General features: G+C 72.1%; 13 protein-coding genes and 1 pseudogene. 6 read left to right on the forward strand and 8 right to left on the reverse strand.

Annotated features, from left to right (window positions below; translation table 11 throughout):
- On the reverse strand, positions 1-1,398 hold a 1,398-nt coding region (locus tag C1I97_RS16650), incomplete at its 3' end, for an MFS transporter (protein ID WP_111004006.1).
- 258 nt (positions 1,399-1,656) lie between these two features.
- Between C1I97_RS16650 and C1I97_RS16655 the strand changes: the two genes are divergently transcribed.
- The gene (locus tag C1I97_RS16655) at positions 1,657-2,814 is read left to right on the forward strand and encodes a hypothetical protein (protein ID WP_111004007.1); all 1,158 of its coding nucleotides are present in this window, start codon (positions 1,657-1,659) and stop codon (positions 2,812-2,814) included.
- Between the two features lie 238 nt (positions 2,815-3,052).
- Positions 3,053-4,084 carry a phosphatase PAP2 family protein gene (locus C1I97_RS16660; RefSeq protein WP_111004008.1) on the forward strand — a complete coding sequence of 344 codons (1,032 nt, stop codon included), beginning with the start codon at positions 3,053-3,055 and terminating at the stop codon, positions 4,082-4,084.
- Positions 4,085-4,124: 40 nt separating this feature from the next.
- On the opposite strand, the gene C1I97_RS16665 is transcribed toward C1I97_RS16660, so the two are convergent.
- Complete coding sequence (locus C1I97_RS16665) at positions 4,125-4,340, reverse strand: I78 family peptidase inhibitor (RefSeq protein WP_111004009.1); 216 nt, start codon at positions 4,338-4,340, stop codon at positions 4,125-4,127.
- Positions 4,341-4,774: 434 nt separating this feature from the next.
- On the opposite strand from C1I97_RS16665, the gene ctaD reads away from it, so the two are divergent.
- Positions 4,775-6,454 (forward strand): aa3-type cytochrome oxidase subunit I, encoded by a 1,680-nt coding sequence (gene ctaD, locus C1I97_RS16670; protein WP_111004010.1) that lies wholly within the window; start codon positions 4,775-4,777, stop codon positions 6,452-6,454.
- 64 nt (positions 6,455-6,518) lie between these two features.
- Here the strand turns inward: ctaD and C1I97_RS16675 are convergent, their stop codons facing one another.
- Positions 6,519-7,241: a transglycosylase family protein gene (locus tag C1I97_RS16675; RefSeq protein ID WP_111004011.1), complete on the reverse strand. Its 723-nt coding sequence runs from the start codon at positions 7,239-7,241 to the stop codon at positions 6,519-6,521.
- A gap of 543 nt (positions 7,242-7,784) precedes the next feature.
- Between C1I97_RS16675 and C1I97_RS16680 the strand changes: the two genes are divergently transcribed.
- A complete protein-coding gene (locus tag C1I97_RS16680; protein WP_111004012.1) occupies positions 7,785-8,624 on the forward strand; it encodes a hypothetical protein in 840 nt (279 codons plus the stop codon).
- A 52-nt stretch (positions 8,625-8,676) separates the two neighbouring features.
- Entirely contained in the window at positions 8,677-9,093 is a 417-nt protein-coding gene (locus tag C1I97_RS16685; protein ID WP_111004013.1) for a hypothetical protein, read from the forward strand.
- Positions 9,094-9,164: 71 nt separating this feature from the next.
- On the opposite strand, the gene der is transcribed toward C1I97_RS16685, so the two are convergent.
- The 5 genes from der to aroH form a co-directional block, all read right to left on the reverse strand.
- Positions 9,165-10,649 carry a ribosome biogenesis GTPase Der gene (der, locus tag C1I97_RS16690; protein WP_111004014.1) on the reverse strand — a complete coding sequence of 495 codons (1,485 nt, stop codon included), beginning with the start codon at positions 10,647-10,649 and terminating at the stop codon, positions 9,165-9,167.
- 63 nt (positions 10,650-10,712) lie between these two features.
- Entirely contained in the window at positions 10,713-11,435 is a 723-nt protein-coding gene (locus C1I97_RS16695; protein ID WP_181446754.1) for a lysophospholipid acyltransferase family protein, read from the reverse strand.
- The gene (gene cmk / locus C1I97_RS16700) at positions 11,393-12,088 is read right to left on the reverse strand and encodes a (d)CMP kinase (protein ID WP_111004016.1); all 696 of its coding nucleotides are present in this window, start codon (positions 12,086-12,088) and stop codon (positions 11,393-11,395) included. The genes C1I97_RS16695 and cmk overlap by 43 nt, the downstream gene beginning before the upstream one ends.
- 96 nt (positions 12,089-12,184) lie before the next feature.
- Positions 12,185-13,270 carry a prephenate dehydrogenase gene (locus C1I97_RS16705; protein WP_111004017.1) on the reverse strand — a complete coding sequence of 362 codons (1,086 nt, stop codon included), beginning with the start codon at positions 13,268-13,270 and terminating at the stop codon, positions 12,185-12,187.
- The gene (gene aroH / locus C1I97_RS16710; protein ID WP_111004018.1) at positions 13,267-13,629 is read right to left on the reverse strand and encodes a chorismate mutase; all 363 of its coding nucleotides are present in this window, start codon (positions 13,627-13,629) and stop codon (positions 13,267-13,269) included. Before aroH ends, C1I97_RS16705 begins: the two co-directional genes overlap by 4 nt.
- A 224-nt stretch (positions 13,630-13,853) precedes the next feature.
- Here aroH and C1I97_RS16715 point away from each other — a divergent pair.
- Positions 13,854-13,980 (forward strand): annotated as a pseudogene (locus tag C1I97_RS16715) (response regulator); the annotation flags it as partial.

Here is a 13,980-nt window from a genome sequence, read left to right on the forward strand (position 1 = left end):
GCCCAGCCGCGCTGCGACCCCGTACGCCTCCCCCAGCGAGTGCGAGGCCGCCCCCGACGCCGGCGCCGGCACACCCGGCACGTCCGCGAGCCCCGGCGCGTACGCCGCGTTCATGACCGTGCCGAGCAACGCGACGCCCATCCCGGCGCCCAGCTGGTACGACGTCTCGCCGATCGCCGCGGCCCCGCCCGCCTGCTCCGGCGGCGCCTCGCTCAGCATCGACTCGTACGCCCCGAAGAGCGTGGTCTCCAGACCGAACCCGAGCAGCACGAAACCGGACAGCAGCAGCCCCGGGTTGTCCCGCCCACCCATCGCGGTCAGCACCACCACCGCGCCGGCGGTCAGGCAGAACCCGGCGAACACCATCCGCCGCGGCCCGAACCGCCGCAGCATCCGCGCCCCGGCCAGCCCGGCCGCCATCGCGGCGAACGTCAGCGGCAGCAGCCGCAGCCCCGTCTGCAGCGGCGACAGGCCCAGCACCAGCTGCAGGTACTGCGCCGCGATCAGCTCCAGCCCGACCAGCGCCAGCATGGCCAGCACGATGCAGCCCACCGACGTACTGAACGCCGGCCGGGCGAACATCCTCAGATCCACCAGCGGATGCGCCCGCCGCCGCTGCCGCCGTACGAACACCACCAGCAGCGCCGCACCGGCCACCAGCGGCACCACGGTGAGCGCGCTCAGCACCTCCCCGCCGCCGAGCCGCTTCACGCCCAGCACCACGCCGAACAGCCCGACCGCCGCCAGCACCGCGCCGACCACGTCCCAGGGGCCGTCGCGGCCACCGGTCGACTCGGGCAGCAGCAGCCGGCCCACCGGCAGGCTCACCAGCATCAGCGGGATGTTGACGAGGAAGACCGACCCCCACCAGAAGTGCTCCAGCAGGAAGCCGCCCAGCAGCGGCCCGACCGCCGCGCCCACCGCGGCGACCGCGCTCCAGACGCCGATGGCCAGCGCCCGCTCGCGCCGGTCGGGGAACACCTGCCGCAGCAGGGACAGCGTCGCCGGCATGATCATGGCGCCGCCGACGCCCAGCAGCGCCCGCGCGAGGATCAGCACATGGGGGTTGGGAGCGAAGGCCGCCGCGGCGGAGGCGACGCCGAACAGGGCGTAGCCCAGCAGCAGGATCCGTCTGCGGCCCACCCGGTCGCCCAGCGTGCCGAAGAGGATCAGCAGCGAGGCGCAGACGAGGGGGTAGGTGTCGACGATCCAGAGCAGTTCGATGGCGCCGGGCCGGAGGTCCTCGGTGACCGCGGGCACCGCCACGTGCAGCACGGTCGCGTCGACCGCGACCAGCAGCAGGCTGACGCAGAGGACGATCAGGACGACCCAGCGGTTGGCACCGGCCCCGGCCGCCCGACGGCGCAGCCAAGTGCCGGCCGTGGTCGTCCCGGACATGTACGTACCTCCCAGATGAGCCCTCGTGTCCGGCGGGCCCGCGGGGTGGGGACTCCCCGCGGCCGGCCGGAAAGGAGCGGTGGTTTCCGGCCTGTGTGACGGCATACGAGTGACACGTCAGGGTACGCGAGTCCGCTCGGGTGGCACGTGACCCCCCTCTCAGACCCCACACCCGACCCGTGTGGTGTACGCCACTGCTCTCCCCGCCCGCACGCCCCGGCGGCCGGTCCGGTTCCGCGCGTACTCGATAATCGGTCGGTGACCGTTCTTGCGACGCGCGTGGCGCCGGCCCGCACCGGAATCCTGCGCCGGGCCGCGCCGGCGCTCCTCGGGTACGCGGCCGTCCGCGCCCTGGGCCTGCTCGTCCTGGCGGTGTGGAGCGCCACGCGCGGCAAGAGCGCGTACACACTGCTGACCGCCCGCTGGGACGCGCTCTGGTACGCCGGGATCGCCGAACGGGGCTACGGCCACGTGGTGCGCCTGCCGAACGGTGACGTCCACTCCGACCTGGCCTTCTTCCCGCTGCTTCCGTGGCTGGAGCGGCTGCTCGCCTCGGTGGGCCCGCTGTCGTACGCCGACGCCGGCTTCGTGGTCGCTCTGGTGGCCTCGCTCGCCGCGGCCTGGGGGATCTTCGCGGTGGCCGACCATGTGTACGGCCGCCGCGCCGGTGGCTGGGCGGTGCTGCTGTGGGCGGTGCTGCCGGTCGGGATCGTGCAGTCGATGGCGTACAGCGAGTCGCTGTTCACGGCGCTCGCCGCCTGGACGCTGTACGCCGTGCTGACCGGCCGCTGGGTGACGGCGGGCGCCCTGGCCCTGGCGGCCGGACTGACCCGCCCGGTGGGTCTCGCGGTGGTCGCGGCGGTGTGGGCGGCGGCCGTCGCCTCGTTCGTCCGCGACCGGGGCGCGACGGCCCCGGGCCGCACGCGCCGCACGGTCGGCATGCTGCTCGCCCCGCTCGGCGCCGCCGGTTACGTCCTGTGGGTCGGGCACCGCACCGGCAAGGGCCCCTTCGGTTATCTGGACGTCCAGGCCGGCTGGCGCAACGGCTTCGACGGCGGGTACGCCTTCGCCCGCTTCGCCGCCGGCAGGTTCACGTCCTTCCCGTCGGCCCTGGCCGGGCTCGGGCTGATCGCCGGGGTCGCCGCGGTGATCTGGCTGTACGCCGTCTGCGTACGGCAGCGGCAGCCGCTCGCGCTGCTGGTGTACTCGGGTGCCGTCACCGCGCTCGCCCTGTGCGCGTCGAGCTACTTCGGCTCCAAGCCGCGTCTGCTGCTGCCCGCCTTCCCGCTGCTGCTGCCGCTCGCCCTGGCCCTCGCCCGGTCGCGCCCTGCCCGGTCGGCGCTGGTGGTGGGCGGCGTCGCGGTGGCCTCGGCGGTGTACGGGGCGTTCTGGCTGAACGGCTCCGGCCCCCCGTGACGGGTGCCGGACGGCCGGGGGCGGGCGCCGAATTCCCCCGGGGCGTTCGAGCGGCGCATTCATAAGCGCGGCATAAGCGTTCGCCCGAATGATCAAAAGGAAATACGGGCGGGAGTCGCCCGGGATTGCGGAATTCGTGGGAAAAAAAGCCCCGTTGAGAGCAATCCCACATCACATCGTCATCACAAAGCCCATGCTGCGTCGGGGAACTGAGCTCACTCGCTGTAACGTCGATTAGGTGCGTACCGAAGGAACCCTCACCCGCGTGGACCGGCTGTTCGCCCGGCTGGACCGTGAGCCGCAACGGCCGGCGCACATCGACGTGCCGCGGATGAGCCGCCACCGGTTCGTGCTCCTCTCGGCGACCCTGGCCTTCTACCTGTCCATCGTCTGGGCCGTGGTGACCACCTCGTGGCTGGTCCGGCTCGACTGGCAGATCATGTTCTTCCGGCCGTACCAGCAGTGGCCGGAGGTCCACGCGTTCCTCGACTACTACGTGGTGCTGGGCCAGCGCGGCCCCACCGCGGTGATGGTCGCCGCCTGGCTGGGCTGGCGTTCGTGGCGGCAGCACACGCTTCGTCCGCTGCTGACCCTGGCCACCTCACTGCTGCTGCTGAACGTCACGGTCGGCGCCGCGAAGATCGGGATGGGTCGTCTCGGACCGCACTACGCGACCGTCATCGGCTCCAACGAGATGGGCCTGGGCGGCGATATATTTCCCAGCGGCCACACCGCCAACGCCGTGGTGACCTGGGGCATCCTGGCCTATCTGGCCTCCACCCCGACGGCGCGCCGCTGGCTGTCGGCACTGTCCGCGGTGATCGCGCTCGGCGTCGGCCTCACCACGGTCTACCTGGGTACGCACTGGCTGAGCGACGTGCTCCTCGGCTGGGCCGCGGGGCTGCTGATCCTGCTGGCGCTGCCGTGGTTCGAGCCGCTGATCGCGAGGGCCGAGGCCGCCCTGTTCGACCTGCGCGACCGCTGGCGTGCCCGCCGCGGCCGCCGGGCACCGGTGCCCGCGCCGGTCGCTCCCGTCGGTGCGCCCGCCGTGTTCACGCCGCACCCGTCCGCCTCGAAGGAGGCTCCGGCGGCCCGCGAGACGGTCGGCGCCGGCCGTACGCCCCGGACGCCGGCCCACCTCACCCCGGGCCGCCACACGGCCCGTCCGGAACGCACGCCGTCCACCCCGGCCGGCAGACGCCGGCCGCCGTACTCCGACCGGTCCCCGCGCGGCACGGCCTCGTCGGCCCGCCCACTGACCGGCAGTTGACGGACGGGACCGCCGCCGGGCCGGGAGCCGGCGCGGCGGTTCAGCCCTTCCAGGCGCGGGTCACCAGGCCGTTTCTGACCTCGAAGTTCATCCGGCCGACCCGGTACTCCAGGGTGATGATCGTGCCCGGCGGCAGTGACCGCACCGTGCTCCAGCCCCGTTCGCGCGCGAGCCGCTCGGCCTGCCCGGCCTCGAGGCCGACGTACGCGTCCGGACTGTCCTGGGGCTCCGTCGGCGGAGTGGGAGTCGATGCCATACCGCCACGCTAGGCCCTGGCCCGCGGCCGGGGAAGCCCGCCCCGGCACCCGAGTCACACATACCTCTGCTGTCACACTTCCGTCACAGAAGCATGACTTCGGATCGGCCGAACTCCTTCACACGTACGGGCGATTCCGGACCCCTTCCGCAATCATCCGAACGCAATTCCCGGCGACCGGTACGGCAGCCGGAAAAGCCCGGCGGAATGCCCCGCGAGAAGCCTCCCCGCCCCGCCCCGGGGCGCCCTCGTATTCCGTGCCCGGACCGGCTCGCGGAAGCTGACACCCCATAGGAAATTCACCGTTCCGGCACAGAACATCCGCACCCCCCTGTCGCGGCGCGCGGTCACGCGCGCATCATGACAGGAGCCCCCGGCCGGCCGGCCGCGGGCCGCGGCGGACCCGGGCTCGAGGAGCGGAGGGCGAGCAAGCTATGGAGAACCAGACCACGGCGACGGCAGGACCGGCACCCGGCACGCGGCCCGGCAGGCTGGTGGTCGACTGGCTGACCACCACCGACCACAAGAAGATCGGCCACCTCTACCTGATCACGTCGTTCGTGTTCTTCCTGGTCGGCGGGGTGATGGCGCTGCTGATGCGCGCCGAACTCGCCCGCCCCGGGCTGCAGCTCATGAGCAACCAGCAGTACAACCAGCTGTTCACCATGCACGGCACGATCATGCTGCTGCTGTTCGCGACCCCGACCTTCGCCGGCTTCGCCAACGAGCTGATGCCGCTGCAGATCGGCGCCCCGGACGTCGCCTTCCCCCGGCTGAACATGCTGTCGTACTGGCTGTTCCTGTTCGGCGGGCTGACCGTGCTCGGCTCGCTGCTCGTGCCCGACGGGCCGGCCGCCTTCGGCTGGTTCGCCTACGCCCCGCTCAACGACACGGCGCACTCCCCCGGCCTCGGCCCGGACCTGTGGATCATGGGCCTCGCGCTGGCCGGCTTCGGGACGATCCTCGGCGCGGTCAACTTCCTGACCACGATCATCGGCATGCGCGCGCCCGGCATGACGATGTTCCGGATGCCGATCTTCACCTGGAACACGCTGTTCACCTCGATCCTGATCCTCCTGGCGTTCCCGGTGCTGGCGGCCGCGCTGCTGGTGCTGGAGGCGGACCGCAGGTTCGGCGCACAGGTCTTCGAGGCGGCGAACGGCGGGGCGCTGCTGTGGCAGCACCTGTTCTGGTTCTTCGGCCATCCGGAGGTGTACATCATCGCGCTGCCGTTCTTCGGCATCATCACCGAGATCATCCCGGTGTTCTCCCGCAAGCCGATCTTCGGCTATCTGACGCTGGTCGGCGCGACCATGGCGATCACCGGCCTGTCGGTGGTGGTGTGGGCGCACCACATGTTCGCCACCGGCGCGGTGCTGCTGCCGTTCTTCTCCTTCATGAGCTTCCTGATCGCCGTGCCGACGGGTGTGAAGTTCTTCAACTGGACCGGCACGATGCTCAAGGGCTCGCTGTCCTTCGAGACGCCGATGCTGTGGGCGATCGGCTTCCTGGTGTCGTTCCTGTTCGGCGGCCTGACCGGGGTGATCCTCGCCTCGCCGCCGCTGGACTTCCACGTCACGGACAGCTACTTCGTGGTCGCCCACTTCCACTACGTCGTCTTCGGCACGGTCGTCTTCGCGACCTTCGGCGGCTTCTACTTCTGGTGGCCGAAGTTCACCGGGAAACTGCTCGACGAACGCATCGGCAAGATCCACTTCTGGACGCTGTTCGTCGGCTTCCACACCACGTTCCTGGTGCAGCACTGGCTGGGCGCGGAGGGCATGCCCCGGCGGTACGCCGATTATCTCGCCGCTGACGGCTTCACCGCTTTGAACACCGTGTCGACGATCGGCGCGTTCCTGCTCGGTCTGTCGACGCTGCCGTTCGTCTACAACGTGTGGAAGACGGCCAAGTACGGCAAGAAGGTCGAGGTCGACGACCCCTGGGGCTACGGCCGCTCCCTGGAGTGGGCGACCTCCTGCCCGCCGCCCCGGCACAACTTCGTCACCCTTCCCCGGATCCGCTCGGAGTCCCCGGCGTTCGACCTGCACCACCCCGAGTACGCCGGCCAGGCTCCGCAGCCCGAGCCGGAGCGGCATCAAGCCGGTCACTAGTGCCCCGTCCGGTCGGGCGACCGGACGGGGCCTGGTGTGGTGGCCCGGGCACGAGGGGAACGGCTCAGAGCGCGAGGCGCTGCCCGGGCACGATCAGGTCGGGGTCACCGCCGATGACGGACTTGTTGGCGGCGTACAGCCGCTGCCAGGTGGTCCCGTGCCGGGCGGCGATGCCGCTCAGCGTGTCGCCCGCGCGGACGGTGCAGTCACCGCGGGAGGCACTGCGGTCGGTGTGGCCGTTCTCGCGCACCGGCGTCTTCGACGGCCGCTGCGACGGCGCTGCCTGTGCCTTCCGCGTCTTCTGCCGGACGGACTTGTTGACGGACTTGTTGACGGACGTGACGGACTTGTGCGTCGACTCGGTCCTGACCGGGCCCGTTCCGGTCCCGGGTGCGCTGCCGGAGGCCCCCGCCCGGGCCGAGCAGACCGGCCACGCCCCCCAGCCCTGGGCCTGCTGGACCCTGGTGGCGACGGCGATCTGCTGGGCCCTGGAGGCCCGGTCGGCGGTGGGCGCGTAGGCCGTGCCGCCGTAGGCGCGCCAGGTGCCGGCGGCGAACTGCAGCCCGCCGTAGTAGCCGTTGCCGGTGTTGATGTGCCAGTTGCCGCCGCTCTCGCACTGGGCGATGCGGTCCCACACTCCGCCGTCCGCCGCGTGGGCGTTGCCGGTCGCGGCCAGCAGCCCGAGCGGGGCGAGCAGCACCGCCCCGGCGAGAGCCGCCGTCGTCGTCCGCGTCCTGCGGGCGTTGTCGCGCGTGGTGTCGTGGCTCTTGTCGGCACATTCGGTCATGTAAATCCCTCTCGAAGGACTCGGGATCCCCCAAGGCGGGGCGCACCCGCCGCGCAGGAGCGCGGTCGGCACGCTCGCCCCGTCCGCCGGAAGAGACCGGGCCGAGTGGTGTCGGTCCGGTGCGGTCGGCGGACGTACCCGAGCGGTGCTCGTTGCACACGGCCGAGGACTGTAAGGAGCGGACGGCGCTCGGGGCAACCAACGCCCCGTCCGAGCAGGCCAGTTGACGGTTACCAGCGGTAGCGATCTTTTTCGGCCACCCGTTTCATTCGCTGATTTCCTGATTTTTCGACCACTCGCGCAGGCGATCTGTGACCCACTTCACCCCATCAAGCCCCTTGATTTTTCGGGGAGTTGACGATGAGTGCCCGGTTCCGGACCTGGCGTGACCCTGTGCGCAGGATGGTTCGATTCCGTTCGGCGGAGGGCGTGACTCCCGCCACAGATCGTCCGTTGTCTTCTTCATGAGCCGGGGGCCCACCCGGTTCATGGGCCGGGAGCCGCCCGGCCCCGCCACGCACCCGCATCCCGAGGGAGCCAACCGTGCCGCGCATGCTCGACGTCAGCGACGCCGTACGCGCCGAGATCGGCGACGAAGAAGCCGACCGGCTGCTCGCCGGAGAGAACGCCCCGGGCAGTTACGACTGCACGTCCTGCCGCACCCCGGGCGACTGCGAACAGGAACGCACCAGTACCGTCCTGTTCATCGGGGACGAGACCGCCGTCCTCGCCTTCGCCCACGCCACCTGCCTGCCCTCGCAGGTCGTCCAGGTCACCGAGGAGGAGCTGCGCGGCGCGGTCCGCTCCATCAACGCCGAGGCGGGCAGGGTGCCCGAGCAGGTCCCGCCGCAGCAGGCCGTGCCCGGGCACGGCCTGCCCGGGCAGGCCGTGCCGCAGAAGGTCGTACCGGAGCAGGCCGTGCTCGGTGTGACCAGTGGACTCGTCCTCATCGCCGGGGAGTTGCACCCCGCCCTGGTCGTGGAGCCGACCGCGCCCATCGCGCGCCCGGGCTCGCTGGGCGCCGACGACGAGTTCCTGCCGCTGCTCGTCGAGCAGGGCTTCCTGCCGGTGACCGAGATCGCCTCCGTACCGCCCGTGCTGCACGGCTGGTCGGTGCTGCTCGCCGTGGGCCAACTGCACGCCGTGCTCCAGCCGGGCGCGGGCGGCGGCGGGCCGGTGGCCTGGTGGCAGGCGCACCAGCCGCTCCAGGTCACCGACGGCTGGCGGGCGGCGGCCAGCAAGCACCAGCAGGTGCTGATGTTCGCGGCGCCGGTCGGCTCCATCGGCCGCCAGCCGCGCGAGGACCTGCTGCGGGACGCGCTGGACAAGGCGGCGGCCGGCGGAAGGCTGGTCGCGGCGGCGCTGCCGCTCGCCGGAACCTAGAGCCTGCCGGCCCTGGCCGCATCCCTTCCGGTCCGGGGTCGTTTGGACATACGTGCACGCATATGACGTTTCCCGCCGCCAGTCCTACCCGCCGATTCCTTCGCCGAGCTCCCGACTGCGCTCGTCGAGCCGGGAGCTCTCCCCGTCGCGGCCGGCCCAGGACCTTCACGGCGGCCCCTCGGCCACGCCGATCTACGACGCGCTCTACGCCGAGTACGTCAAGTCCTTCCGGACCCTGCCGGGCGACCGCAGCGGCGAGGAGGACCTGGGCTTCGTCGCGTTCGGGAACCTCCCGCACGGTACGGGCTCGAACGCGTACGGCGCCTACGGCGCGGGCGCGTACAGCACCCGCCACGGCACCGGCCGCCAGCAGGCTCAGTGGCAGCGCGTCGGGACGATCGGGCGGCAGGACACCGGAACCCCGCACGTTCCGGCGGCGCTGCCGCCCGGTCCACGCCGCGGACTCTGACGTTCCGGCAAGCGGAAGGGCGGCCCCTGGCTCAGGAGGCCGCCCTTCCGCTTCGGCTACTTCTTCTTCGGCTACTTCTTCTTCGCGCCGCGCTTCTCGCGGACCCGCACCGAGATGTGGATCGGCGTCCCCTCGAAGCCGAACTCCTCGCGCAGCCGGCGCTCGATGAAGCGCCGGTAGCCCGCCTCGATGAAGCCGGAGGCGAACAGCACGAACCGCGGCGGCTTGGTGCCGGCCTGGGTGCCGAACAGGATGCGCGGCTGCTTGCCGCCCCGGACCGGGTGCGGGTGGGCGGCGACGAGCTCGCCGAGGAAGGCGTTGAGGCGGCCGGTGGGCACCCGGGTCTCCCAGCCGGCCAGCGCCGTCTCGATCGCCGGGACCAGCTTCTCCATGTGCCGTCCGGTGCGCGCCGAGACGTTGACGCGCGGGGCCCAGGAGATCTGCGCGAGGTCGGTCTCGATCTCCCGCTCCAGGTAGTAGCGGCGCTCCTCGTCGAGGGTGTCCCACTTGTTGTAGGCGACGACGAGCGCGCGGCCCGCCTCGACGGCCATGGTGATGATCCGCTGGTCCTGCACCGAGACGGTCTCGGAGGCGTCGATCAGGACGACGGCGACCTCGGCCTTCTCCACCGCGGCCGCGGTGCGCAGCGAGGCGTAGTAGTCGGCGCCCTGCTGGAGGTGGACGCGCTTGCGGATGCCGGCGGTGTCGACGAACTTCCAGGTCTTGCCGCCCAGTTCGATCAGCTCGTCGACCGGGTCGCGGGTGGTGCCCGCCAGCTCGTTGACGACGACGCGCTCCTCTCCGGCCACCTTGTTCAGCAGGGAGGACTTGCCGACGTTCGGCCGGCCGATCAGGGCCACCCGGCGCGGGCCGCCGATGCCGGCCTGGCCGAAGGTCTCGCGCGGCGCCTCGGGCAGCACCTCGAGGACGCGGTCGAGCATGTCGCCGGTGCCGCGGCCGTGCAGCGCCGAGACCGGGTACGGCTCGCCGAGGCCCAGGGACCACAGGTAGGCCGCGTCGGCCTCGCCGCTCGGGCCGTCGACCTTGTTGGCGCACAGCACCACCGGCTTGCCCGCCTTGCGCAGCAGCCGGACGACCGCCTCGTCGGTGTCGGTGGCGCCGACCTTGGCGTCGACGACGAACACGACCGCGTCGGCGGCCTCGATGGCGTACTCGGCCTGGGCGGCGACGGAGGCGTCGATGCCGAGGACGTCCTGCTCCCAGCCGCCGGTGTCGACCACCTTGAAGCGGCGGCCCGCCCACTCGGCCTCGTAGGTCACGCGGTCGCGGGTCACGCCCGGCTTGTCCTCGACGACCGCCTCGCGGCGGCCGATGATGCGGTTCACCAGAGTCGACTTGCCGACATTGGGACGGCCGACGACGGCGAGCACGGGCAGCGGGCCGTGTCCGGCCGCCTCGATGGCGCCCTCGACGTCCTGGAGGTCGAAGCCCTCTTCCGCGGCGAGCTCCATGAACTCCGCGTACTCGGCGTCGCCGAGCGCCCCGTGCTCGTACTCGTGCTCGGCCGAGCCGTCGGGCTGGATGTGGTCGTTCATGAAGTCCGTACCTCGTCGTTCATCGTGGTGGTCGGTGGAGCCCCGCCGGTGGGCGGCGGTCCACTACTCGAGTGTCGCCGGGCGCCCGGTCAGACGCCTGGCGTTTTCCAGGTGGGCGGTGAGCTGCTTCTGGATGCGCTCGGTCGCCTCGTCCAGCGCCCGCCGCGTACGCCGCCCGCTGCCGTCGCCCGCCTCGAACGGGTCGCCGAAGACGACGTCGACGCGGGAGCGCAGCGGAGGCAGCCCCTTTATCAACCGTCCGCGCCGCTCGGAACTTCCCAGCACCGCCACCGGCACGATCGGCGCTCCGCTGCGGACCGCGAAGTAGGCGAGCCCGGCGCGCAGGGAGGCGAAGTCGCCCTCACCACGGGTGCCCTCGGGGAAGATGCCGAGGACGCCGCCGCCGTCCAGGACGCCGAGGGCACGGGTGATCGCCGTACGGTCGGTGGTGTGGCGGTCCACCTTCAGCTGGCCGATGCCGGTCAGGAAGGGGTCCAGCGGGCCGACGAACGCCTCCTTCTTGATCAGGAAGTGCACCGGGCGGGGTGCGACGCCCATGACCATCGGGCCGTCGACGTTGTGCGAGTGGTTGACGGCGAGGATCGCCGGGCCGGTCGCGGGCACCCTCCAGGCGCCGAGCACACGCGGGCGCCACAGGCCGTACATCAGCCCGACGCCGATGCGCCGGCCGACGTCGGCACCGCGCTCGGACGGAGGACCCTCCGCACGCTCCGGCGGACGGCTCACTTCGCGGCCCGCTTCTCCTCGACGAGGGTGACGACGCACTCGATGACCTGCGCCAGCGTCAGGTCGGTGGTGTCCACCTCGACCGCGTCGCCGGCCTTGGCCAGCGGCGAGGTCTTGCGGCTGGAGTCGGCGGCGTCCCGCTTGATCAGGGCCTCGCGGGTGGCGTGCACGTCCGCGCCCTTCAGCTCGCCGCTGCGGCGGGCGGCACGGGCCTCCGGGGAGGCGGTGAGGAAGATCTTCAGGTCGGCGTCCGGCAGCACGGTGGTGCCGATGTCACGGCCCTCGACGACGATGCCGGCCTCGGCGGAGGTGGCCAGCGAGCGCTGCAGCTCGGTGATCCGGGCCCGCACCTCCGGTACGGCGCTGACGGCGCTGACCTTGGAGGTGACCTCCTGGGTGCGGATCGGGCCGGCCACGTCCACACCGTCGACGGTGATCGTCGGGTGGGCCGGGTCGGTGCCGGAGACGATCTCGGGCTTGCCGGCCACGGCGGCGATCGCGGAGGGGTCTTCTATGTCGATCCCGTTGGTCACCATCCACCAGGTGATCGCCCGGTACTGGGCGCCGGTGTCCAGGTAGCTCAGGCCGAGCTGCGTGGCGACGGCTTTCGACGTGCTCGACTTGCCCGTGCCGGAGGGGCCGTCGATGGCGACAATCACGGGCTGGGCGATCCGGGCGGCGCCGTTTTCCACAGCGGGGCACCTTCCTGCTGAAGGGTGGTGGACGAGGGTGCGGGACGCCAGGTCGTAGGCGCCCCGCACAAGGTTACTGGCTTCCCGGAGCCCCTCTTACTGGCGGATGGACCAGCCCCGTTCCCGCAGGGCCGCCGTCAGGAGGGGCGCCGCCTTCGGCTCGACCATCAGCTGCACCAGGCCGGCCTGCTGTCCGGTCGCGTGCTCGATCCGTACGTCCTCGATGTTGACCCCGGCCGTCCCCGCGTCCGCGAAGATGCGGGCCAGCTGGCCGGGCTGGTCGTCGATGAGGACGGCGACGACCTCGTACACGTGCGGCGCGGCCCCGTGCTTGCCGGGCACCCGGTCCTGACCGGCGTTGCCCCGCCGCAGCACGTCCTCGATGCCGGCGCTGCCCTCGCGGCGCTTGGCCTCGTCGGAGGACTGCAGGGCGCGCAGGGCCCGGACGGCCTCGTCCAGGTCGGCGGCGACGTCGGAGAGCAGGTCGGCGACCGGTCCGGGGTTGGCGGACAGGATGTCGATCCACATCCGCGGGTCGGAGGCGGCGATCCGGGTCACGTCCCGGATGCCCTGCCCGCACAGCCGTACGGCCGTCTCCTCGGCGTTCTCCAGGCGCGCGGCGACCATGCTGGAGACCAGGTGGGGCATGTGGGAGACGAGGGCCACGGCGCGGTCGTGGGCGCCGGCGTCCATCACGATCGGAACCGCACGGCAGTGCGAGACCAGTTCCAGGGCGAGGTTGAGCACCTCGGTGTCGGTGTCCCGGGTGGGGGTGAGCACCCAGGGGCGGCCCTCGAAGAGGTCGGCGGTCGCGGCCAGCGGGCCGGACTTCTCGCGGCCCGACATGGGGTGGGTGCCGATGTAGGCGGTCAGGTCCAGGCCGAGCGACTCCAGTTCGCGGCGCGGGCCGCCCTTGACGCTGGCCACGTCCAGGTAGCCGTGGGCCAGGCCCCGGCGCATGGCGTCGGCGAGCACCCCGGCCACATGGGCCGGAGGTGCGGCGACGATCGCGAGGTCGACGGGCCCGTCCGGGGCCTCGTCCGTGCCGGCGCCGAGCGCGGCGGCCGTACGGGCCTGCTCCGGGTCGTGGTCGGCGAGGTGCACGACCACCCCGCGCCGGGCGAGGGCCAGGGCGGCGGAGGTGCCGATGAGCCCGGTGCCGATGACGAGGGCGGTTCTCATTGGGCGATGTCCTTGCGCAGGGCGGCCGCCGCACCGAGGTAGACATGGGCGATCCCGGCGCGCGGCCGGTCGGACTCGATGTGCGCGAGGACGCGGACGATCCGGGGCATGGCGCCCTCGATGTCCAGTTCCTGGGCGCAGATCAGCGGCACGTCGGTGATGCCGAGCTTGCGGGCCGCGGCGGCCGGGAAGTCGCTGTGCAGGTCGGGGGTGGCCGTGAACCAGATGCTGATCAGGTCGTCGGCGGTCAGGCCGTTCCGCTCCAGGATGGCGGTGAGCAGGGCTCCGACCTGCTCGTCCATGTGACCGGCCTCGTCCCGCTCCAGCTGGACGGCCCCCCGGACCGCTCGTACCGCCACGGCGCTGCTCCTTGCTGACGTGCGTATCGGCTGACGTGTGTATCGGCTCTCGGACATCCAGCCTAGACAGACCGCGTGATCCGGGCGGGCGCCGCCCGCCCGCTGAGACAGCGGTAAGACAGCAGAGGAAGAGGTGACTTCACAACACCCGACACTTTTGCGGCACTCCGTCCTGATTTGCTTCGTCTTTGCCGCATTCGATGCGAGGATGCTGCTGCTCCGCTCGGCTGATCCTCGACCGGGAACCGGACCTGGAGGTGGTCGCCGAGGCCGGTGACGGCGCGGAGGCCATCGAGATGGCCCGCACCCACGACGTGGACCTCGCGGTGCTGGACATCGCGATGCCCCGCC

The sequence above is a fragment of the Streptomyces sp. NTH33 genome (assembly GCF_003236365.1).
Taxonomy (GTDB): Bacteria; Actinomycetota; Actinomycetes; order Streptomycetales; family Streptomycetaceae; genus Streptomyces.